Annotated in this window: 18 protein-coding genes and 1 tRNA gene; 11 read left to right on the top strand and 8 right to left on the bottom strand. The window is 74.3% G+C overall.

The annotated features are described in order from the left end of the window. Positions 1-27: 27 nt before the first annotated feature. Entirely contained in the window at positions 28-1,488 is a 1,461-nt protein-coding gene (gndA, locus tag C1N80_RS14770) for an NADP-dependent phosphogluconate dehydrogenase (protein WP_137771469.1), read from the top strand. Positions 1,489-1,586: 98 nt separating this feature from the next. On the opposite strand, the gene C1N80_RS14765 is transcribed toward gndA, so the two are convergent. Both C1N80_RS14765 and C1N80_RS14760 read right to left on the bottom strand, forming a co-directional pair. Further along, positions 1,587-1,862 (bottom strand): DUF2700 domain-containing protein, encoded by a 276-nt coding sequence (locus C1N80_RS14765; protein ID WP_103385003.1) that lies wholly within the window; start codon positions 1,860-1,862, stop codon positions 1,587-1,589. 204 nt (positions 1,863-2,066) lie between these two features. After that, positions 2,067-4,232, bottom strand: coding sequence for a helicase-associated domain-containing protein (locus C1N80_RS14760; RefSeq protein WP_137771468.1), 2,166 nt, complete (start codon positions 4,230-4,232; stop codon positions 2,067-2,069). A 27-nt stretch (positions 4,233-4,259) separates the two neighbouring features. Here C1N80_RS14760 and C1N80_RS14755 point away from each other — a divergent pair. Both C1N80_RS14755 and C1N80_RS14750 read left to right on the top strand, forming a co-directional pair. Beyond that, positions 4,260-4,333 (top strand) — tRNA-Leu (locus tag C1N80_RS14755). A 44-nt stretch (positions 4,334-4,377) separates the two neighbouring features. Beyond that, positions 4,378-5,109: a YggS family pyridoxal phosphate-dependent enzyme gene (locus C1N80_RS14750; protein WP_137771467.1), complete on the top strand. Its 732-nt coding sequence runs from the start codon at positions 4,378-4,380 to the stop codon at positions 5,107-5,109. Between the two features lie 27 nt (positions 5,110-5,136). Here the strand turns inward: C1N80_RS14750 and C1N80_RS14745 are convergent, their stop codons facing one another. After that, entirely contained in the window at positions 5,137-6,228 is a 1,092-nt protein-coding gene (locus tag C1N80_RS14745; protein WP_137771466.1) for an ROK family transcriptional regulator, read from the bottom strand. Positions 6,229-6,380: 152 nt separating this feature from the next. Between C1N80_RS14745 and C1N80_RS14740 the strand changes: the two genes are divergently transcribed. The 3 genes from C1N80_RS14740 (at position 6,381) to cls (ending at position 10,379) form a co-directional block, all read left to right on the top strand. Beyond that, positions 6,381-7,730 (top strand): MFS transporter, encoded by a 1,350-nt coding sequence (locus C1N80_RS14740; RefSeq protein ID WP_137771465.1) that lies wholly within the window; start codon positions 6,381-6,383, stop codon positions 7,728-7,730. A 156-nt stretch (positions 7,731-7,886) separates the two neighbouring features. Next, positions 7,887-8,816 carry a Bax inhibitor-1/YccA family protein gene (locus C1N80_RS14735; protein WP_137771464.1) on the top strand — a complete coding sequence of 310 codons (930 nt, stop codon included), beginning with the start codon at positions 7,887-7,889 and terminating at the stop codon, positions 8,814-8,816. Positions 8,817-8,891: 75 nt separating this feature from the next. Continuing rightward, complete coding sequence (gene cls, locus C1N80_RS14730) at positions 8,892-10,379, top strand: cardiolipin synthase (RefSeq protein ID WP_137771463.1); 1,488 nt, start codon at positions 8,892-8,894, stop codon at positions 10,377-10,379. A gap of 1 nt (position 10,380) precedes the next feature. Here the strand turns inward: cls and C1N80_RS14725 are convergent, their stop codons facing one another. Both C1N80_RS14725 and C1N80_RS14720 read right to left on the bottom strand, forming a co-directional pair. Next, entirely contained in the window at positions 10,381-11,187 is an 807-nt protein-coding gene (locus tag C1N80_RS14725) for a hypothetical protein (protein ID WP_137771462.1), read from the bottom strand. Between the two features lie 36 nt (positions 11,188-11,223). Next, the gene (locus C1N80_RS14720) at positions 11,224-12,144 is read right to left on the bottom strand and encodes a hypothetical protein (RefSeq protein ID WP_137771461.1); all 921 of its coding nucleotides are present in this window, start codon (positions 12,142-12,144) and stop codon (positions 11,224-11,226) included. Between the two features lie 152 nt (positions 12,145-12,296). Here C1N80_RS14720 and thiD point away from each other — a divergent pair, with 152 nt between their 5' ends. Further along, complete coding sequence (thiD, locus tag C1N80_RS14715; protein ID WP_137771460.1) at positions 12,297-13,175, top strand: bifunctional hydroxymethylpyrimidine kinase/phosphomethylpyrimidine kinase; 879 nt, start codon at positions 12,297-12,299, stop codon at positions 13,173-13,175. A gap of 19 nt (positions 13,176-13,194) precedes the next feature. Here thiD and C1N80_RS14710 read toward each other — a convergent pair whose 3' ends face one another. Beyond that, positions 13,195-14,427 (bottom strand): glycoside hydrolase family 3 protein, encoded by a 1,233-nt coding sequence (locus C1N80_RS14710; protein ID WP_168198126.1) that lies wholly within the window; start codon positions 14,425-14,427, stop codon positions 13,195-13,197. Between the two features lie 62 nt (positions 14,428-14,489). Here C1N80_RS14710 and C1N80_RS14705 point away from each other — a divergent pair, with 62 nt between their 5' ends. The 4 genes from C1N80_RS14705 to C1N80_RS14690 all read left to right on the top strand — a co-directional run bounded on the left by C1N80_RS14705 (position 14,490) and on the right by C1N80_RS14690 (position 19,547). Next, a complete protein-coding gene (locus C1N80_RS14705) occupies positions 14,490-15,101 on the top strand; it encodes a hypothetical protein (protein WP_137771459.1) in 612 nt (203 codons plus the stop codon). Beyond that, positions 15,098-17,260, top strand: a complete 2,163-nt coding sequence (locus tag C1N80_RS14700; protein WP_137771458.1) for a prolyl oligopeptidase family protein — start codon at positions 15,098-15,100, stop codon at positions 17,258-17,260. Before C1N80_RS14705 ends, C1N80_RS14700 begins: the two co-directional genes overlap by 4 nt. Beyond that, a complete protein-coding gene (locus C1N80_RS14695; RefSeq protein WP_240811157.1) occupies positions 17,257-18,624 on the top strand; it encodes an alpha/beta hydrolase in 1,368 nt (455 codons plus the stop codon). The genes C1N80_RS14700 and C1N80_RS14695 overlap by 4 nt, the downstream gene beginning before the upstream one ends. 77 nt (positions 18,625-18,701) lie before the next feature. After that, positions 18,702-19,547, top strand: a complete 846-nt coding sequence (locus C1N80_RS14690) for a hypothetical protein (protein ID WP_137771457.1) — start codon at positions 18,702-18,704, stop codon at positions 19,545-19,547. A 19-nt stretch (positions 19,548-19,566) separates the two neighbouring features. Here C1N80_RS14690 and C1N80_RS14685 read toward each other — a convergent pair whose 3' ends face one another. Both C1N80_RS14685 and C1N80_RS14680 read right to left on the bottom strand, forming a co-directional pair. Beyond that, positions 19,567-21,024, bottom strand: a complete 1,458-nt coding sequence (locus tag C1N80_RS14685; protein ID WP_240811156.1) for a DUF2079 domain-containing protein — start codon at positions 21,022-21,024, stop codon at positions 19,567-19,569. A 43-nt stretch (positions 21,025-21,067) separates the two neighbouring features. Beyond that, complete coding sequence (locus C1N80_RS14680) at positions 21,068-22,657, bottom strand: aspartate:alanine exchanger family transporter (RefSeq protein ID WP_137771456.1); 1,590 nt, start codon at positions 22,655-22,657, stop codon at positions 21,068-21,070. Between the last annotated feature and the right edge of the window lie 25 nt (positions 22,658-22,682).

Below are 22,682 nucleotides of genomic sequence, written 5' to 3'. Positions count from 1 at the left end.
TCACACCCACCGATCCGAGGAGATCCCATGGCAAGCTTCGCTCCGTCCCCCGCTGATGTCGCCGACATCGGTGTCACCGGAATGGCGGTGATGGGCTCCAACCTGGCCCGCAACTTCGCCCGCAACGGCTTCAAGGTCGCGATCCACAACCGCTCCGTCGGCAAGACCGAGAAGGTCATCGACTCCTACGGCACCGAGGGCGAGTTCTACCCCTCGGAGTCCGCCGCCGAGTTCGTCGCCTCCCTGCAGAAGCCGCGCGTCGCGATCATCATGGTCAAGGCCGGCGGCCCGACGGACGCCGTCATCGACGAGCTCGCCGAGCTCATGGACGAGGGCGACATCATCGTGGACGCGGGCAACGCCCTGTACACCGACACGATCCGTCGCGAGTCCGCCCTGCGCGAGAAGGGCCTGCACTTCGTGGGCTCCGGCGTCTCCGGCGGCGAGGAGGGCGCCCTCAACGGCCCCTCGATCATGCCCGGCGGCACCAAGGAGTCCTACGACCGCCTCGGCCCGATGTTCGAGAAGATCTCCGCGCACGTCGACGGCGCCCCCTGCTGCACCCACGTGGGCGCGGACGGCGCGGGCCACTTCGTGAAGATGGTCCACAACGGCATCGAGTACGCCGACATGCAGGTCATCTCCGAGGCCTACGACCTCATGTCCAAGGCGCTCGGCAAGGGCGCCTCCGAGATCGGTGACGTCTTCGCCGAGTGGAACAAGGGCGACCTCGAGTCCTTCCTCATCGAGATCACCGCAGAGGTGCTCCACCACCAGGACGCCACCTCCGGCAAGCCGTTCGTGGACGTCATCCTCGACCAGGCCGCCCAGAAGGGCACCGGCGCCTGGACCGTGCAGACCGCGCTCTCCCTGGGCGTGCCGGTCACCGGCATCGCCGAGGCCACCTTTGCGCGCTCCACCTCCGGCGGCACCGCGCAGCGCGAGGCCGCCCGTGCGGTCCTCCCGGCGGAGACCCAGCAGCTCGAGATCGCCGACGAGGCGCAGTTCGTCGACGACCTCCAGAAGGCGCTCTACGCCGCGAAGCTGGTCTCCTACTCGCAGGGCTTCGACGAGATCGCGGCCGGCGCCAAGGAGTTCGGCTGGGACATCAACCTGGGCGACATGGCGAAGATCTGGCGCGGCGGCTGCATCATCCGCGCGAAGTTCCTCAACCGCATCACCGAGGCGTACGACCGCAACCCGGAGCTCGCGCTCCTGCTCGCGGACGAGTACTTCACCGCCGAGATCGCCAAGTGCGTCCCGGCCTGGCGCCGCGTGGTGGCCTACGCCGCCGCCTCCGGCTTCCCGGTCCCGGTGTTCTCCTCGACCCTGTCCTACTACGACGCGGTCCGCGCGGAGCGTCTCCCGGCCGCCCTGGTCCAGGCGCAGCGCGACTACTTCGGCGCGCACACCTACCAGCGCGTCGACACCGAGGGCACCTTCCACGTGGAGTGGTCCGAGGATCGTCGCGAGTCCAAGCAGGACTGAACCTGACGCAGGGCTGAGGCCCTGCTGACGACGGAAGGCCCGGACCGTGAGGTCCGGGCCTTCCGTGCGTCCGGGCCGCTGTGCCCGGGCGGTGGTGCTCAGTAGGTCGTGTAGTCGCCGCTGTTGACGGCGGCGACGATCACCACGACGTAGATGATGATGAGGATGATCGCCAGGACCCAGCAGATGGCGAAGACGATCCAGGCCCACTTGGTGAACTTCTTCGCGGTCGCCGGCTCCTGGTCGGCCTTCAGGTAACCGAGCAGGCCCAGCACGCCGGGCAGCACGCCGCCGCAGACGAAGCCGACGATCATGGCGATGAGCGCGTTCTTCTTGATGCGCTCGCTGTCGAGTCCCATCCCGGGAGCAGTCATGGGGAGTCCCCTCTTCCTCGTGATCAGCCCCGGGGCGCTGCTGCGCTCGGGGACGGTCGCGACACGGCTGCGTCGTCGACCTGCAGGGAGGATCGTAACCTGGGGAACCCCCGGGAGCGCCATGGGGAGGAGTCCCCATGGCGTGTCGCTGGCCAGGGAGGACGTGGCTCTTTCGACTACCGGACGGTCACCGGCGATGGGAGCTCAGCCGAGCGTCACCCGGTGCACGAGCACGGTGAACTCCTCGGGCTTGCCCGGCTCCCGCGCCCGCAGCCGCCCGCCGTCGAGGGAGACCGGCAGCGCCCGGCGCACCACGACCCCGCCGCGGCCGTCGACGATGCCGAGGTCCAGCTCGGCGCCCTGCGAGATCGCCTCGAGCAGCCGGTCCGTGACGGAGAGGTCGCCCTCGCCGTCCTCCGCCGCGCGCAGCCGGGCCACGGCCTCCGCCGCGGGGAGCCGCAGCTCGGGGCCGTCCACCGTGACGAGGTCCGTGTCCACGCCGCCGACGGTCAGCGCGTGCGTGAGCTCGGGCCCGCCGGCGCGGCCGTCGGGGCCGACGGCCGCAGGGGAGAGCCCCGCCTTCCGGGCGACCTGCAGGGCGAAGCCCGCGTCGGAGAGCGTCACGGCGACCGTCGGCGCGATCCGGTGCAGGGTCAGGGCTGCCGCCTCCGGGGCGGCCTGCAGCAGGTCCAGCACCTCCGCGGGGGCGGTGAGCACGGTCGAGGCGCGCGAGACGCACACCCGCCCGTGGCGACGCTGCTCGTCCCGCACGAGGTACTCGAGCGCCTGCGGCACCGGGGTGCGTGAGGTCGCCGTCAGCAGGGCGAGGAGGTCCTCGGGGTCCCGGCCTGCGGCGAGGGCGCGGCGCAGCGAGGCCGCCTCGAAGCGCAGCGTGAGCGCGCCGCCGCGGGAGACGGTCGTCGCCCAGTCCAGCAGCGGCAGCAGGCGCTCCGACGGGCGGCCGGGGATGACGGCGGTGAGGTCCGCGTCGAGCAGTATCTCGTCGACCGGGGGAGGGGAGGCCTCGTGGAGGGCGGCGGCGAGGCGAGCGTCGGCCGCGGTGACGTCGTCGTCGAGGGCGAGTGCGAGGGCGTCGCCGAGCACGGTGAGCGCGCCGTCGTCGATCACGCCGAGCACCTCGCCCTCGGCGAGCACCGCCTCGGCCTCCTCCTGAAGGATCGCGGCGGGGACCAGCGGGAACGCCCAGGCGAGGTTCGCGGCGAGGGACTCGGCGGTCGCGGCGACCCCGGGGGCGGCCCGCAGGGCGCGCAGGGCGCTGCCGCGACGCGTGCGGGCGCCGTCGCGGCGGGTGAGGTCGGAGAGCAGGGAGCGGGTCGCCCCGGAGGGATCGGGGGTGCCGACGATCGTGGCGAGGTGACGGCCGTGCGCCCAGGCGAGCACGAGCTCGGCCCAGCGCTGCTCGGCGGCCCGCTCGCGGAAGGCGTCCCAGTCCCGGGTGGCCTGCCACTCCTGGCCGTCGTGGCCCAGCAGTCCCGCCTGCCAGCCGCTCTGCAGCACGGTCGCATACGCGAGCACGGTGGTGCCCGCGCGCTCGGCGAGCCGGCGCAGGTCCCGCTGCGGGATCCCACCGCGACGCAGCACCCCCGGCGGGTCCTCGTCGAAGCCGCGCACGGTGCCCAGCAGGCGCAGCGCCTCGAAGGCCCGCTCGACGGCCTGCGCGGCCCGGCTGCCGGGGATCCGCTCGGTGACCTCGGGCCCCTCCGGCGCCGGCTGCAGCGGGGAGAAGGCGCGGCGCACCCGGCCGCCCCGCAGGGCGAGATGCACCGCCCGCGGGATGACGAGCCCGGACTCCTCGCGGCGCAGGAAACCGGAGGCCTCGAGGGTGCGGGCGAGCGCGCCGTCCCCGGTGACCTCGGCCGGGCCCCAGGCGAGCGCGTCGAGCACCGGTGCGGGCACGCCGTCGGCCCGGGCGCGGTCCAGCAGCGCCTGCGCCTGCTCGGAATCCGGGTCCGACGGATCGGCGGGGGCGAGGCCGGCGGGGGAGCGCAGGCCCTCGCGCAGCGGTCGCACGAGGTGCAGGGCGTCCTCGCCCCACAGCAGGGCGAGGGTCGTGAGGCGCTCGAGGGCGGGGCCGATGGCGGCCGGCTCGGCGGAGACGGCGGCCGCGAGCGCCCCGGGGGAGGCGCCGTCCTCGAGCACGGCGAGCGCCTCGACGAGGTGCAGCTCGGGGAGCGTGAGCGCCTGGAGCGCGCGGCGGGCGGAGGTGGGCCCCGCGGCGCGGGCGGCGAGCGGGCCGATCCCGTGGGGCACCGGCGAGGCGAGGTCCGGCCGGGCGACGAGCAGGGCCTCGAGGCGGTCGTCGCCGAACCTTCGCAGGGAGTCCGCGAGGGACCGGATCGCAGCGGTCATGATCACCCCAGCATAGGCTGGAGCCTCGCCCCCATAGCCCAACCGGCAGAGGCAGCCGCCTTAAAAGCGGCGCAGTGCGGGTTCGAACCCCGCTGGGGGCACCTCGTACCCTGGTGCGGTCCTGCACCTCGTCCCGGACGGAGCCATGAGCACCTCCCCGCCTGCCCCCTCTCTCGCCGAGCGCCTCGACGCGGTGCTCGGGCGGATCGACGCCGCCGCGGAGCGCAGCGGGCGGGACGCGTCGGCGATCACCCTGCTGCTCGCGACGAAGACCCGCACCCCGGCGGAGGTCGCCGAGGCGGTCGCGCTCGTCCGCGAGCGGGGCCGGCGCCTCGCCGTGGGGGAGAACCGCGCCCAGGAGATCGCGAAGCACGCGGACCCGCTGCTCGCGGGCAACGGCGTGCCGCGGCACTTCATCGGCCGCCTGCAGACGAACAAGGCACGGGACGTCATCGCCTTCGCGGAGCTCGTCCACAGCGCGGACCGCGACGACATCGTCGACGCCCTCGAGCGCCGCGCCGAGCTCGCCGGCACCTCGCGGGACGTGCTCGTGCAGGTCAACACCTCCGGCGAGGAGTCCAAGGGTGGGTACGCGCCGAGCCTCGAGGCGCTCGCCCCGGTCGTGGACCGGCTCGGGTCGAGCGACTGGCTGCACCCCGTGGGGCTCATGACGATCGGCGCGAACACGAGCGAGGAGTCGCAGGTGCGGGCCTCGCTGCGGTCGCTGCGGGAGCTGCGGGACGCCCTCGCCGCCCGCCCCGGCGCCCCGGCGCTGCCGGAGCTGTCCATGGGGATGAGCGGGGACCTCGAGATCGCCGTCGAGGAGGGCGCGACGATCGTCCGCGTCGGCTCGGCGATCTTCGGCGCCCGCGCCTGAGCGCCCCGCGTCGCGACGGCGCGCGGATCAGCCGGCGCCGACGAGCGCCTGCGGGATCCCGTACTCGTGCTCGAGCACCTCGCACGCGGCGCCCACCGCGATGAGGTCGGTGCCCCGCGTGGAGAGCATGACCTCCACGTGCTGCCAGGGCTCCCCGTGCAGCCCCGCCTCGAGCACCTCGCGGATCGCGTCCATCGTGCGGCCGTGATGCGCGTGGACGGTGCGGCCGCCGAGCACGATCCGGTCCACGTCCACGAGCCGCACGAGATCCAGCACGATGCTCGCGATGATCCGGGCGGCGAGCGCGTCGTCGCCCGCGGCGAGGGCGGCCTGGTGCTCGGCCTGCGCGCAGCCGCGGCGACCGCAGGTGCACGGCTCGCCGTCGAGGCGCACGACCGTGTGGCCCACCTCGCCGGCGTGGGAGTGGGCGCCGCGCACGATCCGCCCGTCGAGGCAGAGCGCCGCGCCGAGGCCGTCCTCGACGAGCAGCAGGGCGGCGTCGCGCAGCAGTCCGGGCTGGGACCAGGTCTCGCCCACGAGGGCGGCGCGCGAGTCGTGGTCCAGCAGCACGGGGAGGTCGAGCTCCGCGGCGAGCAGCGCCCGCAGCGGGGCGCCGCGCCAGGGATCGGGCCAGGAGGTGCCGCGGTAGACGCCGTCGGCCGCGTCGACCGGGCCGGGCATGCCGAGGCCCACGCCGACGAGCTCCCCGTCGCCGTGCCCGGCGAGCTCGCGCGCCTGGGCGGCGAGGGTCGCGACGAGCTCGGGGACGGGCTGCAGCCGGCCGATCTCGAGCTCGCGGCGGGCGATGATCTCGCCGGAGAGGTCGGCGACGACGCCGTGCAGGCGGGAGCGGGTCAGGTGCAGTCCGATCGCGCGGCGGGAGCCGGGCTCCATGCGGTACAGGGTCGTGGGCTTGCCGGGGCCGGCGATCACGGTGCCGGCCTCCGCGACCAGGCCGCGGCCCATGAGGCGGCCCAGGATCTTGGAGATGGCCTGGGGCGTGACCTGCAGCGCGGCGGCGAGCTCGGCGCGGGAGACGGGCTCGCCGCGGCGTGCGACGGCGAGCACGGCGGCATCGTGCGCGCCCGCCACGCGGTCGAGAGCGCCCGGGGATCCCATCGCGCCATCGTCGCACGGGACGTGATCTGGGTCAGGTCCGCCCGGGAGTTCCGCCCCGACCCCTTGACGTGTCGCAACAGCGTTTGCTTATTCTGGTGCCGGGTCGATGGAGCCCGTCCCTGAACGCACTCCCCGCAAAGGTCGAACGCCTCATGACCACCATCGACGACCAGACCGGCACCGCCGTCACCCGATCCGCCGAGCCCAGCACCCGGACCGGCGTCCACGCCGCCCTCACCCCCGCCCGCCGCCGCCTCGCGCTCCTCGCGATCGCCCTCGGCGGCTTCGGGATCGGCGGCTCCGAGTTCGTCTCCATGGGCCTGCTGCCCGGGATCGCGGACTCCCTCCTCCCCGGCCTCATGGCCACCGACCCCGAGCGCGGCATCGCCCACGCCGGCGTCGCCATCTCCGCCTACGCCCTCGGCGTCGTCGTCGGCGCCCCCGTGCTGGCCCTGCTCTCCGTGCGCTGGAGCCGCACCTCGATGATCGTCGCCATGGCGGGCGCCCTCGCCGTGGGCACCCTGCTCTCCGGCATCATGCCGACCTTCGAGCTCACCGTCGCCGCGCGCTTCCTCGCCGGCATCCCGCACGGCGCCTATTTCGGCGTCGCCTCCCTGCTCGCCGCCTCCCTCATGGGCCCCGGCAACCAGGGCAAGGGCGTCGCCTTCGCGCTCTCCGGCCTCACCGTCGCGAACCTCGCGGGCGTCCCCGTGCTCACCGCCGTCGGCCAGGCCCTCGGCTGGCGTGCCGTGTACCTGCTGCTGACCCTCGTCTTCGTGCTCACCGTCGTCGCGCTCCTGCGCACCGTCCCGCGCGAGGCCAGGGTCGAGGGCCGACGCATGGTCGACGAGCTCGCCGCCCTGCGCCGCCTCCAGCTCTGGATCATCATCGGCATCGCCGCGATCGGCTTCGCGGGCGCCTTCGCCGTCTTCAGCTACATCGCGGACATCACCACGCGCGTCACCGGCGCCCCCGCGGCCGCCGTGCCGTGGGTGCTCGTCGCCGCGGGCCTCGGCATGACCATCGGCAACCTCGTGGGCGGTGCCGGCACGGACCGCTCCCTCGAGAAGACGCTGCTCATCGGCTTCCCGCTCTACATCGCCTCGCTCGTGGGCCTGTTCCTCGTCGCGCACACCTCGCTCACCGCGCTGATCGTGGGCTTCTTCCTCGTGAACCTCACGAACTCCGTGCTGAACCCCGCCATGCAGACCTGGCTGATCCGCGTGGCCCGCCGCTCCGAGGTGCTCGGCGCCTCCCTGAACCACGCCGCGTTCAACGTCGCCAACGCCCTCGGCGCCGCGCTCGGCGGTGCGGTCATCGCGGCGGGCTTCGGCTACCAGGCGCCGATGGTCGTCTCGATCGTGCTCTCCGTGCTCGGCTTCGTCATGGTCTCCGGGACGCTCGTCGCGCTCCGGGTGCGCGCCCGCCGCACCCTCCGGACCCTCCGCGAGAACGAGCTGCCCGTGACCGGCTCGATCCCCGCGGTCACCGTCGACGCCTGAGACCCCTCGGGGGTTCGCTCCGGGCGGAGCCCGCACCCAGCCACGGTGCGGGAATGCCCGATACAGTGGGCGCGTCGGCATTGTCGGGACGCTGGAGAACGGCACCTCGCGACCGGCACCGGCCCGCCACGACGTCCATCTGAGGAGCCCTCGCCCATGGCACGCCACAACATCATCCTCGGCCAGGACAAGGCCGTGCGGAACGCGTCCTCCGCGCCGCAGTTCGGCCAGTCCTCGCAGCAGAGCGCCTACGCCCAGCCCGACTCCCGCACCCAGTGGTCCTCCGGCTTCGGCCCGCAGGCCTCCCAGGCCCCGCAGTTCGGCGGCGGGCAGCAGGAGGACCTCGAGGCGATCTACGCCCGCCCCTCCGCGACCGGCCACGACACCGGCCGGATGACCATGCGGGACGCCCTGAACGCGATCACCGCGACCCTCGGCGTCATCGTCGTCATCGGCTTCGTCGTCGCGATCACCCCGGCGCTCCTGAGCGCGACCGGCGGCACCGCCGGGGCGCAGGCGGGCCTCGCGATCACCGGCGTCGCGACCGCGATCGGCGCGATCGGCGGCCTCGTGCTCGGCCTCGTCAACGCCTTCAAGCGCGAGCCCTCCGCGATCCTCGTGCTGCTCTACGCCGCGGCGGAGGGCCTCCTGCTGGGCGGCATCTCCGGGACCATGGAGTACTACTACCCCGGCATCGCGCTGCAGGCCGTGGTCGGCACCCTCGCCGTCGCGGTCACCGTGCTGCTCCTCTTCCGCGCGGGCATCCTGCGCACCTCGCCCACGCTCACGAAGATCTTCGCGGTCGCGATGATCGCGTACCTGCTCTTCGGTCTCGTGAACATCGGCTACCTGCTCTTCACCGGGCAGAGCCTCCGCGACGGCGTGCTCGGCCTCGTCATCGGCGGCCTCGCCGTGTGCATGGCCTCCTACTCGCTCGTCATGGATTTCGAGGACGTCCAGCGCGCCGCCAACGCGGGCGTCGCCCGGAAGTACGCCTGGCGCTGCGCCTTCGGTCTCGCCGCGACCCTCGTGTGGCTCTACATCGAGATCCTGCGCATCCTCGCGATCCTGCGCGGCAACGACTGAGCCCGCGCATTCCGTAGGCTGAGCGGCGGGTCCCCGGAACCGGGGGCCCGCCGCTCCGTCGTGAAGGGAGTGCCGGTGCAGGGTCTCTGGCAGTGGATCACCGAGCACGGCGTCGTCGTGGGCACCTACGCCCTGCTCGTCGTCGACATCGTCCTGCGCCTCGCAGCGCTCGTGGTGGTGCCCCGCAACCGGCGCCCCGGCTCCGCGCTCGCCTGGCTGCTCGCGATCATGGTGCTGCCGATCGTGGGCTTCCCGCTGTACCTCATGCTCGGCAAGGCCCAGCTGCCCCGCGCCCGCCGCGAGAAGCAGCAGCAGGTCAACCGCCTCATGCGGGTGCGGGCCCAGGGCATCCCGGACAGCGAGCTCGACGAGGACAGTCCCAGCTGGCTGCAGTCCGCCGTGCGCCTGAACCGCGAGCTCGGCGCGTTCCCGCTCGTCGGCAACAACGACGTGGAGCTCGAGATCGACTACGAGACCTCCCTCGCCCGCATGGCCGCGGACATCCGCACCGCCCGCGAGGACGTCCACGTGCTCTTCTACACGATGGGGCTCGACGAGGTCACCGCCGACTTCTTCGGCGCCCTCGGGGAGGTCGCCGACCGCGGCGTCACCGTGCGCGTGCTCTACGACCACTGGGGCTCGGTGAGCCACCGCCGCGAGTACAAGGCCATGCGCCGCTTCCTCGACGCCCACGGCATCGCCCACTTCCCGATGATGCCCATGCGCCCCTTCCGCGACGGCGCCTTCCAGCGGCCGGACCTGCGCAACCACCGCAAGCTCCTCGTCATCGACGGCGCACGCGGCTGGATGGGCAGCCAGAACCTCATCGCCTCCCACTACGACAAGCCCGCGAACATCCGCCGAGGCCTGCACTGGCAGGAGACCATGGCCCGGCTGCGCGGGCCGATCGTCTCGGAGCTCAACCTGCTCTTCGGCATCGACTGGTACTTCGAGTCCGACGAGGTGCTCGAGGACGAGGAGCTCGTGCGCCAGGCGCCGGACACCTCCGGCACCTACGAGTGCCAGCTCGTGCCGAGCGGGCCGGGCTTCGTGCTCGAGAACAACCTGCTGCTGTTCAACCAGCTCTTCTACTCCGCGCGCCACCGCATCTGCGCCGTGAGCCCGTACTTCGTCCCGGACGAGTCGATGCTGGCCGCCCTCACGACGGCCGCGAAGCGCGGCGTCGAGGTCGAGCTGTTCGTCTCCGAGATCGGGGACCAGTTCCTCGTCTTCCATGCCCAGCGCTCGTACTACACGGCGCTGCTCGAGGCGGGGGTGCGGATCCACCTCTACCGGGCGCCCACGATCCTCCACGCCAAGCACGTGACGATCGACGACTCGGTGAGCGTGATCGGCTCCTCCAACATGGACATCCGCTCGTTCCTGCTGGACATGGAGAGCTCGATGATGGTGGGCGGCTCCGACTTCATGGAGCGCATGCGCGAGGTGGAGGACGTCTACCGCTCCCGCAGCCGGGAGCTGACCCTCGAGGAGTGGACGAAGCGGCCGGCACCCATGATGCTGCTGGACAACCTGTGCCGGCTCGCCTCCTCGGTGGTCTGAATCAGCCGGAGAGGCCGGTGAGGGAGTCGTAAGCGGTGTTCTGCGCCTCCTCGTGCTCGGTGACGCCGACGGCGACGTCGGAGATGAAGGCGGAGGGACCCTCGGGCGTGCTGATGACGGCGACCATGATCCGCGTGCCGTCGGTCTTCTCGAGCTTGTCTTGGCCGAAGTGCAGCACCCCGGTGGTGCGGTAGCCGGACATGCCCGCCACGGTCACCGGCTCGGTCACCTGGTCCTGCACGGAGCGTCCCGAGGTGCCGTCCCAGATGGCGCTGTTGGAGACGAGGCACGCGAAGATGCGCTCCGCGGCGTCGCGGTCCCCGGGGTACTCGACCCCCGGCTGCCACTCGACCTTGCCGACCGCGACGGTGGAGTACCAGGTGCCCTCGACCTTCGCCGCTGCCCGGGACGCGTCGGTCACGAAGTTCGCCTGGGTGGTGTCGGTGCGGTCGTCGAAGCCCTTCGGGGGGATCATCTCGAGGCCGCCGCCACGCAGCTTGCCCGAGGGATTCTTCGAGCTGCGGGTCTGGTCGGGGGACCAGCACCGCTCCTCCTCCGCGGCGCTGGTCGCCTCCGTGGTCTGCTCGGTGCTCGCGCTCGCCGACTCGGTGGTCGCCGTCGCGCTCGCCGTCGGGTCGCCGCCACCGGAGCCGGGACGCAGCACGAGGTAGCCGACGGTCGCCCCGACGATCAGCAGGAACACGATCGCGAAGGCGAGGCCGCCGATGAGCAGCGGCATGCCGCGACCGCCGCCGGGTCGCTGGGGCCCGGTGCCGGGGCTCGTCGTGGTGCTCGGTCCGGTGTGCATCGATGCTCCTGAAGGGCGGTCCGGTGGGGCGGGTCGTCAGTCGACGACCTCGAGGCTCGCGATGATGTCCTCGAGGTTCTGGACGTGGTCGGGGTGGTCGGCGGCGACGTCGGAGGCGAGGGCGCTGGGACCGTCCGGGGTCTCCACCACGATCGAGGTGACGATCGAGGCGCTCGTGCTGCTGAACTGGTCCTGGTCCTCGAAGTGGTAGGTGGCCTGCACGATCCACGCCGGCTGGCCGTCCACCGTCGTCGGCTCGGAGCGGTGGTCGGTGACCTCGGGGTTCTCCCCGAAGCCCACGAGCACGCCGGAGGTCGTCGCGTAGCACTGGAAGATCGTCACGGCGGCCTGCTCGAGGCCGGGGTAGCCGCCCTCGTCCTCGGTGAACTCGACCTTGCCGAGGTTGACGACGCTGTACCAGGAGCCCTCGACGTTGCGGCCCTGGGAGCCGACCTCGGACATGTAGGGCAGCGAGCTCTCGCTCCACGGGTAGTCCCAGCCCTCGGGGGGCGTGTATTGGAGGTTCCCCCCGCGCACCGTCCCCGGATCGGCGGCGGCGGCCGGCGCGTACTCCGGCATCGTGCAGTCCGTGGTGGGCGCCTGGGTGAAGATCGGGGGCGGCGGGGCGAGGGACGGGTCCTCCTCGTTGGGGACGTACTCCTCGTGGCCCTCGGCGCTGCGCGACGCGGTCGAGGAGGCGACGGTGCGCTCCTCGTCGTCGAGGCCGCGGAACACGGTCTGGGACAGCACGAGCGTCCCCACGGCGAGCAGCACGAGCGCGGAGCCGATCACGGAGAGCACGAGCACGAGGGTGCGGCGCCGCGCGCCCTCGGTGGGGCCGACGGGATCGTCGCCGCCGTGCTCGTAGTCGGGGAGCCCGTCGGGGCCCGACCCGACGAAGTCGGGCAGCCCGGAGGCGGAGCCCGTGCCGGTGCCCTGATCCTGCGTCGGCGACATCCCGCCTCCCCTCACCCCTGGTCCGGCGGTCCCGATCGTGCCGCCCGGGGGCGATTCTCGCACGGGCGCGCGCGGTGCACGGCGAGCGCACGCCCATCGGGTCACCAGGACCCGCCGCTAGACTCCCCGCCAGCGAACGAACGGAGAACCCCATGCGCCCGCCCCTCGTCCTCACCGTCGCCGGGTCCGACGCCGCCGGCGCCGCCGGCGTCCAGGCGGACCTCAAGACCTTCACCGCCCTCGGCGTCTACGGGGCCAGCGCGATCACGCTCGTCACCTCCGTGGCCGGACACGGACCGCGCGGCACGCACCCGCTGCCGCCGGACGTCGTGCGCACCCAGATCGACGAGGTGGTCCGCGACCTCCACGTGGACGTCCTGAAGATCGGTGCGCTCGGCACCGCCGCGATCGTCCAGACGGTCGCGGACGCCGTGCGCACGCACCGCGACCGGTTCGGGCCGATCGTGCTGGACCCGGTGATGATCGCCTCCGACAGCGCCCCGCTGATCTCCGCCGAGGGGGCCGATGCGCTCCGATCGGAGCTCGTGCCGCTCGCGACCGTGCTCACCCCGAACCTCGCCGAGGCGGCGCAGCTGCTGGGCCGCCCGCAGGCGACGACGATCGAGGAGATGCGCGAGCAGGCCCTCGCCCTGCAGGCGCTCGGCCCGCAGGCCGTCGTCATGAGCGGCGGGCTGCTGCCCGCGGAGGACGACGCCGTCGACGTCGTGGTCCATCCCGGCGGCACGGACCTGCTGCGCGCCGAGCGCGAGGCGGGCCGGCACGTCGCCGGCGCGGGGGCGACCTACTCGGCCGCGATCGCCGCGCAGCTCGCACGGATCGCGGACTTCGACCGGGCCGGGGAGCTCGAGGAGATCGGCGAGGAGGGCGAGGACGACGACCTCGCGACCATCATCGCGACCGCCCGCGAGTTCGTCGCGAGCGCGACCGCGCACGCCGCGGACTGGGAGATCACCCGCTCCGCGCAGGTGCGCCGGCCGCTGAACCACCTCATCACCCTCGACAAGAGCTGACCCCGGGCGGCGCGGGCGATCAGGAGCCGAGCAGCCCCCGCTTCTCCTTGAGCGCGAGCATCCGTCCCGCTGCCTCCCGCACCCGGGCCGCCTGCTCGGGCGACTCCTGCGCCCAGGCGGCGATCGCCTCCGCGAGCTCGGCGGCGATCGACGGGTCCGCGGTGAGGACGACGTCGCCGCCCGCGGCCAGCAGGCGGGTCGCGCGCTCCGCGACGGGGACGTCCGCGACGGCCTTCGCGGCGCCGATGTCGTCGGTGACCACGAGGCCGTCGAAGCCGAGGGTCCCCCGCAGCAGGTCCGTCACCACGGCGGAGGAGAACATCGCGGCGTTGTCCGGGTCGATCCGCGGGTAGACGGCGGAGGCGAGCATGACGGCGTCCGCGCCGGCCGCGATGCCCTCCGCGAAGGAGTCGAGGAACTGGTCCTCCGCGCTCGTGGTGGTGTCCTCGATGCCCTCGGCGGAGAAGTCGGTGTTCTCCCGCACCCGGCCCAGGCCCGGGAAGTGCTTGAGGGAGGCGCCCACCCCCTGCGCGTCGAGCGCCTCGACGGCCGCGCGCACGCACGCGCCCACCTGCTCCGGGTCCGTGCCGAAGCCGCGGTCCAGCGCGCCGACGGGCCCGTTGTCCTCGCCGAGCTCGGGGTCGACGACGTCCGCGACGGGGGAGAGGGCCAGCGGGATGCGGCGCGCGGCGAGGTCCTCGCCGATGCTCGTGTAGGCCTCCGTGACCGCCGCCGCCCCCTCCTCGCCGAGCCGGGCGGCGGAGGAGGTGCGACGGGCGGCGCTCCCGCGCAGCATGCGCACCTGCCCGCCCTCCTGGTCCACGGCGAGCAGCGGGGGGAGGTCCTCGCGGCCGCCGTCGAGGGCGGCGTCGACGACCTCGTCCACGGCGTCGGCGGACTCCCACACGCCGAGCAGGAAGAAGCCGCCCACGGGATGCTCCTCGAGCAGCTCCGGGTCGATCGAGGTGCCCGTGCGCACGCCCACCATGACGAGCTGGGCGGCGAGGTCGTCCTCGGAGAGGTCCTCGAGCAGCAGCTCCGCGGCGCTCGGCGGGGCGGGGGCCGTGGGCTCCGTGGTGGCCGCGCCGTCCGAGGCGCCGCCGCCGTCGGACGCGGAGCCGTCGGAGACGCCCCCGTCGGACGTCCCGCCGTCGGCGGTTCCGTCGGAGCCGCCGCCCGCGGTGCACGCGGCGAGGGCGGGCGGCAGGGAGAGCGCGAGGGCGAGGGCACGGCGGCGGGGGAGGGAGGACATGACCTCGAGTGTTCCACGGCTCCCCGTGACCGGGGACACGGGCGGGACCGTAGTCTGGCCCCATGCAGGACCTCCCCGTCACGATCCCCCCGCAGGAGCACGCCCAGGCCGCCGCGATCGAGCGCGCCACCGGCACCCCGCTCGCCGAGTGGACCGCGCGCCTGGACGCCGCCGGCGCGCGCGAGCTGGGCCACCGGGAGATCGCCCGGCTGCTCGTGGACCGCCACGGCGTCGAGGAGTGGTGGGCGCAGGGCGTGACCGTCGCCTACGAGCAGGCCGTGGGGCTGCGCGTCGTGGGGCAGACCTGCGAGGGCGACTTCGCCGTCTCCGCCTCCCGCACCGTCCCCGGGGACAGGGACGCGGTGCTCGCCGCGTGGAGCGCCTTCATGACCCCCGAGCGCCGCGAGGACCTCCGGCTCGAGGAGCCCGCGATCAGCGAGACCGCGCGCTGGCGATACTGGCGCGCCTCCGGGCTCGACGGGTCGCGCGCCTCGATCAGCATCTGCGCCAAGGACGAGCAGGGCGGCCGCCCCCGCTGCACCCTCGCCGTCGCCCACAAGGGTATGGAGGACGCCGACCAGCGTGAGGCCTGGAAGGCCGCCTGGAAGCAGACCCTCACCGACTTCACCGACAGCCTCGACACCACCACGGACACCACGCAGGAGCAGCGATGAGCACCACCCCCACCCCGTCCCTGCCCGCGCCGGACGGCTCCTCCGACCCGCACCTGTGGCTCGAGGACGTCACCGGCGAGAAGGCCCTGGACTGGGTGCGCGAGCACAACGCGCGCGCCGAGGCGGAGCTCGACGCGGTCACCGGCCCGGACGGCGCGCCGCTCGCCGCGACCCTCCAGCGGGAGATCCTCGAGATCCTCGACGCGAGCGACCGCATCCCCGGCGTCACCCACCGTGGCGGCTACCTCTACAACGTGTGGACCGACGCCGAGCACGAGCGCGGCCTGTGGCGCCGCACGACGCTCGAGTCCTACCGCACCGAGGAGCCCGAATGGGAGGTGCTGATCGACGTCGACGCGCTCAACGAGGCCGAGGGCGAGGACTGGGTGTGGCACGGCGCCCGCCTGCTGCGTCCCGCCCCCGGGCAGCCGTACCGGCGCGCCCTCGTGGACCTCTCCCACGGCGGCTCCGACGCGGACACGACCCGCGAGTTCGACCTCGAGACCCTCACCTTCGTGCCCGCCGCCGAGGGCGGCTTCGAGCGCCCCGAGGCGAAGGGCAGCCTCGCCTGGATCGACGAGGACACCGTGTGGGCCTGCACGGACTTCGGCGAGGGCACGCTCACGAGCTCCGGGTACGCCCGGCAGGCGCGGATCTGGCGCCGCGGCACCCCGCTCGCCGAGGCGGAGCTCGTGCTCGAGGCCGCGGAGTCCGACCTCGCGGCCTTCGCCTCCCACGACTCCACCCCCGGCTGGGAGCGCGACTGGGTGCTGCAGGCCCACGCGTTCTACGACCAGACCCTCCACCTCGTCGAGGGGATCGGGACCGAGGACGGCGTGCGGCTCACGACGATCGACGTGCCGCGGGACCTCGAGGCGAACGCCCACCGCGACCTCGGCGTCTTCTCCCCGCGCAGCGACTGGACCGTGGGGGAGCAGGTGTTCCCCGCCGGCTCCCTCGTGGTCGGCGACTTCGCCTCCTTCCTCGACGGGGAGCCGGACCTCCACCTGCTCTTCGAGCCCACGGACTCCACCTCCCTCGACGGCATGACCATCACCCGCAGCACGATCGTGCTCTCGATCCTCGAGGACGTCGTGCACCGGCTCGAGGTCCACCACCGCGACGAGGACGGCGCGTGGGTCAGCCAGGACCTCTACCCCGAGCTGCGCGGAGCGCTCGGCGTCGCCGCCTTCGACGCGGACGAGGACGACCGCGTCTGGCTCACCGTCACCGACTTCGTGGAGCCCACGACCCTGCTGCTCGGCGACCTCTCCGAGGTGCCCCATGGCGGCGCCCCCGGCGAGCTCGAGACGATCAAGCGCGCCCCGGCCCGCTTCGACGCGGAGGGCATGGACGTCACCCAGCACTTCACGACGAGCGAGGACGGCACCCGCGTGCCGTACTTCGAGATCTCGCCGCGCGGCGCCGAGGAGGCCGCCGAGGCCGGCACCCCCGTGCCCACCCTGCTCTACGGCTACGGCGGCTTCGAGATCTCCCTGACCCCGAGCTACCTCGGCCCGATCGGGAAGGCCTGGATCGAGCGCGGCGGCCGCTACGTCATCGCGAACATCCGCGGCGGCGGCGAGTACGGCCCCCGCTGGCACCAGGCGGCGCTCACCGAGCACCGCCACCGCGCCTACGAGGACTTCGCCGCCGTCGCGCAGGACCTCGTGGAGCGCGGTGTCACGGACCGCGAGCACCTCGCGGTGCGCGGCGGCTCCAACGGCGGGCTGCTCACCGGCAACATGCTCACCCGCTACCCCGAGCTGATCGGCGCCGCGGTGATCCAGGTGCCGCTGCTGGACATGAAGCGCTACTCGCACCTGCTCGCGGGCGCCTCCTGGATGGCCGAGTACGGCGACCCGGACACCGAGGACTGGGAGTTCGTGCGCACCTTCAGCCCGTACCACCTGCTCGCGGAGGGGGTCGACTACCCGCCGTCCTTCGTGCTCACCTCGACCCGGGACGACCGCGTGCACCCCGGGCACGCGCGCAAGCTCACGGCGGCGCTCGAGTCCCTCGGGGCGGACGTCCGCTCCTTCGAGAACATCGAGGGAGGACACGGCGGCGCGGCCACGAACGAGCAGGCCGCACGGATGAACGCCCTGCTCTACAGCTTTCTGTGGAGCACGATCGGGCGGGACGAGCGCACCGCGTGAGGTCCGTCGACCTCTTCGAGCGCTCCGCGCAGGACGACCTGCTGCTGCTGCGCGGGGACGTCATGACGGTGCTGCGGGAGATCTCGGGGAAGGACCCGCGGCTGTTCCCGCTGCGGTACGCCCGGCGCACGCCGCGCCATCCGCGGCCGCAGGACCTCGAGGCTGCGCGCCGCGCCGGGGTCGCCGCCCCGCAGGTGCCGCTGCTGCTGATCCCCGACGGGCCCGGCCGCGCCTCGGTGCTGCCCTACGACCGCCTGCGCCGCACCCTCAGCGACCGCGGCATGGACGTCATCATGATGGAGCACCGCGGGGTGGGGCTCTCGCGGCAGGACGGCGCGGGCCGCGACCTGCCGCGCCACGGCATGCGCCTGACGGAGGTGCTCGCGGATCTCGTCGCCGTCCTCGACCACGCGCACGTGCCGGAGGCGGCCGTCTACGGCGCCGGCTACGGCGGCCATCTCGCGCTCGCCCTCGCCGCGCACCATCCGGAGCGCGTGGCCTCCCTGGTGCTGGACTCCCCGCTCATCACCCCGGACGACGAGGCCGCGGGCCGGGACGCGCTGCGCGCCGCCTACTGGGACGGGACGGTCCCGGCGACCTCCTCCACGGCGTCGGTGCTGCGGCGGCTCGTGGAGGAGGGGCAGGTGGAGGGCCGGCACGCGGGAGCGGTGGTGCTCGCGGTGCACGAGCACGGCGGGCCCGCCGCGGTGCGCGACCTCGTGGACCTCCTCGCACTCGGCCGCGGCCGCCTCACCTGGAGCAGCGTGCGCCAGGTGCTCGCCCAGGACTGGCTGCAGTCCACCCCGTACGTCGACGAGCACGACCTCGTCGCCCCGATCGCGCACACCGAGCTCGGATACGGGCACCATGCCGACGGCGGCCCGCTGGACCCGCTGGGCCTCGCCGCCTCGCAGGGCCACGGGGTCCCGCCCTTCGCCGGGGAGCCCTGGGACATGCCCCGCCTCGCCGCGGGGATCACGACGCCGACGCTCGTGCTCGCGGGGGAGCGGGACCTCGTGCGGCCCCCGCACCTCTCGCGTGCGCTCGCCGCGGCGATGCCGGAGGCGGCGATGCTCGAGGTGCCGGGCGCGGGCCACGTGCTGCTCGAGTCGCGCACGCCGCTCGCGCAGGTCGCCGCCCGCTGGGCCGTGAGCGGGGCGCAGATGGAGCTGCCCCGCCTCACCCGGTCGCTCGCGGCGCTCCCCGCGACTCCCGCGGACCAGACCCTCGCGGGCGGCCTCCGGCTCGCGCTCGCCGCGGAGCGGTACTCGCCGTGGCGCCTGCGCGTGGAGTCCGCGCGCACGCGGCGGCACGAGGCGGCGGTGGATCCGACGGCCCGGCGCAGCCGCTCCGTGAAGCTCTGAGACCGCGCCGGACCGCACCGGCGTGACCTGCACGGACCCTGGTGTCGGGGTTCGGAATCTCCCGATACCCTGTGCGCATGCGCCGTCGAGCCACCGGGATCCGCAGCTCCCTCCCCCTGCCGCCGCGCCGCCGCACGCCCGTGCTCGCGGCCGCCTCGTGCCTCGTCCTCGTGGGCGGGCTGACGGGTCTCGGACTCGCCGGCATGGGACCGCTCGGCGCCCTCGGCGGATCCTCCGCACAGGACGGCGCCGGCAGCGCCGTGGCCTCGACGCCGCCCTCCGCGTCGCCGAGCGCCTCGCCATCCGCCTCGGAGGAGCCGACGGTCGCACCCCCGACCATGGAGCAGCCGACGACCGAGCAGCCCACGACCGAGGCGCCCACGACGGAGGCGCCCGTGACCGAGGCGCCGACGACGGACGCGCCCGCGGTCGAGGAGCCCACCGCCCGGGAGACCGCGGCCGAGGACCCCACCCCCGTCGAGTCGGCGACCACGTCCTCGACGCGAGGCAGCTCGACGCGCGGCACCGGCGGGGACCACGGATCCTCGGGGTCGGGGTCGGGGTCGGGGTCGAGCGGCGGATCCTCCTCGGGCGGGACGGGGTCGTCCGGTGGGAAGGGCGGCTCCGGTGGCCAGGGCGGCTCCGGCGGCAGCGGCACCGGCGGGTCGAGCACCCCGTCGGAGTCGGAGGAGCCCGCGAGCCCCTCGCCCTCCGACCCCGCCGATCCCGAGCCCACGACGCCGGACCCCACGGTGCCCGATCCCGATGACGGCACGCCGACCGGCGGCACCCCGGGCGAGGGGACGCCGTCGGAGGGGACCGCCGATCCGGGGGAGCCGGGCGAGGGGACGTCCTCCGGCTCCGCCTCGCCGGTCACCGATCCCGCCGCGAGGACGGGCGCCGGGACGGGCGCGGAGGGCTGAGCCCCGCCCCGTCCGGCGCTCAGGAGCGGCAGGCCACCACGAAGCCGCCGTCGTCCGAGGTCACGGAGTAGGTCGACCCGTACTGCTCGTGCGCCCAGGCGGCGACGTCGGAGGGCGGGGCGCCGCTCCAGGAGAAGGCCTGCTCGTCGACGAGCACGCACTGCGGGACCCGCTGGTTCGGCCCGTGCACCCACTGCACGTCGTGGTCCGGGACCGCACGGGCGAGCAGGGTGATGTCGGAGGCGACGACGGTGCCCTCGGGCAGCGCGTCCAGGGCGCGCTCGGCCGCGGGGAGCCGCGGGCTCTCCTGCCAGGCGGAGGGACGCAGCACGTCCACGAGCGGCAGTGCCCCGCCCAGGGTCGCCGTCACCGCGAGGGACACACCGATCGCGAGGCCGCGCACCACGGCGCCGGGCCGGGCCGCAGAGGTCCCCGTCCAGTCGCCCGCGCGGCCCGTGCGGCGGTCGCCGAGCGCGTCGAGCAGCGCCGCGATCATGACCGGCATGAGGATCGCGCTGTAGTGCCAGGTCCAGTCCCAGTAGAACTCGACCGTGCCGGTGAAGCGCCAGGCGAGCGTGGGCAGCACGAGCACCAGGAGCGGGGAGCGCAGCCCCACCATCCCCGCCAGCGCGAGCAGCATGAGGACCACCTGCCACTTCGAGGCGGGGGTGAACACGTCGAAGACGGACCCGAGGTTGCCCGTGTAGTCGTAGCGCCCGGCCACGTTCAGCAGCGGCAGGATGACGAAGGTCGAGAGCACGAACCAGGCGAGCCCCCAGGCGGCGAGGCCCAGGCCCCAGTGCCGTCCCTCGGCGCGTGACCGCTCCTCCGTGTGCGACCGCCAGGCGATGACGAGCCCCAGCATCAGCACCGTGAGCCCCAGGTCCTCCTTGACCAGGACGAGCGCCCCGCCCCACAGCGCCGCCGCCCGCACCCGCCCGCGCAGCAGGGCCGTGAGGGACAGGGCCAGCAGCGGCACCCCGAAGGCGATCTCGTGGAACTGCACGGCCGCCGCGGCCTGCAGCCCCCAGGACAGCGCGTAGGCGAGGCCCACGAGGGTGCCGGGGAGCGTGCCCAGGCGGTCGATCGCGAGCCGTGCGAGAGGGATCGCGGAGCCGCCCAGCAGCAGCGCCTGCGTCCACAGCAGCGCCGCGCCCGAGGGCCACACCCACCACACGGGGGCGAGCAGCACGAGGATCGGATGGAAGTGGTCGCCCAGCAGGTTCGCGCCGTCCCCCTTGATCGGCACGATCGGGGCGGAGAACGTGCCGTAGTCCTTCGCGAGCTGGGTGAAGATCCCCAGGTCCCAGGACGGCGCGTCGAGCGAGCGCCACTGCTGCACGCCGAGCAGCCCGTAGCCGAGCGCCGCGATCAGGGCGATCAGCGGCGGCACGAGCACCCGCGCCGTGAGCAGGCTCCGCACCGGGCGGGGACCGGCGGCGGCGACGGGGCGGGGCGGGTCGGCGGCGAGGGTCACGGCACGAGCGTAGCGGGAGCGGGACGGCGGGCCCCGGGCCGGCTCACAGGAGCACGATCGCCTGCACCACCAGGATCTTCACGACCATGCCGACGGCGAAGAGGGCGGAGTAGCCGGTCTCCGCGCGCTCGTCGTCCGTGAGCGACTGGACGTGGCCCAGCAGCACCGGCTGGCCCACGAAGCCGGCCATCGCGCCGAGCGTGCGCGGAGTGGACATGCCGAGCCGCCGGCCCAGCTCCCGCAGGGCGAGCACCGACGCGGCCGTGAGCACCGCGGCGAGCAGGGCGATCTGCAGGCCCGTGAGGCTGAAGGCGGTCGCCGCGAAGGAGTGGCCGCTCGCGAGGCCCACGCAGGCGAGGAAGAGCACGAGCCCCAGCTGCCGGATCGTGAGGTTCGCGGCGCTCGGCATCGTCCACACGAGCCGGCCCGTCCGCTCGATCCGGCCCAGCACGAGGCCCACGACGAGCGGACCGGCGGCCGCGCCGAGCGCGACGGAGGCCCCGCCGCCGAGCGGGACCGCGACGAGCCCCGCGAGCACGCCGAGGGCGATGCCGAGGCCCGCGCTCGTCCAGTCCACCTCGGTGATGCGCTGCTCGCTGTCCCCGAACAGGGCGGAGATCTCGCCCATCCGCTCGCGCGGCACGACCACCCGCACCCGGTCGCCGAGGTGCAGCGGCATGTCCGGCACGGCGAGCAGGTCCCGGTCCCCGCGGCGCACCCGGGTGATGATCCCGCCGAACCGCGAGGGGATCCGCAGCTGGGCGACGGTGCGCCCGGCGATCTGCGGGTCGGAGACCACCCAGCGGCGGTAGTCGACGACGGAGCGGTCGTCCGCGAGGTGCTCGGGGACCACGTGCCCCAGGGCCTCCGCGGCGAGCCGCACGGCCTCCGGCACGCCGACGAGCAGCAGGCGGTCGCCCACCTCGAGCGAGTCCTCCGGCCGGGCGACGCGCACGGCGCCGCCGCGCAGCAGGTAGGACATGCGCACCTGGCCTCCCGCGAGGCCCGTCGTCGCGGCGATGCCGGGGATCTCCCGCACCGTCATCGCCCGCTCGACCTCGACGGTCACGGTGAGCAGGCCCGCCGCGGAGGACGGCGCCGGGTCCCGGTGCCCCCGCAGCGGACGGTGCGCGACGGCGGAGAGCACGAGCAGGGAGACGACGACGCCGACGGGGTACCCGATCGCGAAGCCGATCGCCGGCTGCGGGGAGCCGCCGGTCGCCGCGGTCGCCGTGTCGAGCGCGGGGGAGGCGGTGGTCATGCCGGCGAACATGCCGCCGATCGCGCCCGTGTCCAGTCCCAGCAGCCGCGCCGCACCGAGGCTCGCGGCGCCCACGAGCACGAGCAGCACGGTCGCCCCGAGCACGAGCCGGGTCTGGGTGCGCAGGTCCCGGAAGACGGTCGCGCCCGCGGCGAGGCCCGTCGTGTAGACGAACAGGGCGAGGCCGAGCGCCTGCAGCAGTGCGAGCCCCTCGCCCAGGCGCGGATCGAGCGCGCCCACGGCGAGCCCCACGAACAGCGCGCCCGCCGCACCGAAGCGCACAGGCCCCAGCCGCACCGATCCGAGGGCCGAGCCCGCCGCCATGACGAGGAGCAGGACGAGCAGCGGGGAGGCGGCGAGGAAGTCCAGCATGCGACGAGCCTAGAACGCGGGGACC

Origin of the sequence: Brachybacterium sp. SGAir0954 (assembly GCF_005490785.1) — a bacterium.
Lineage (GTDB): Bacteria > Actinomycetota > Actinomycetes > Actinomycetales > Dermabacteraceae > Brachybacterium > Brachybacterium rhamnosum.
The sequence above is the reverse complement of the archived record's forward strand: the minus strand, read 5'-3'. Positions and strand labels throughout refer to the sequence as shown.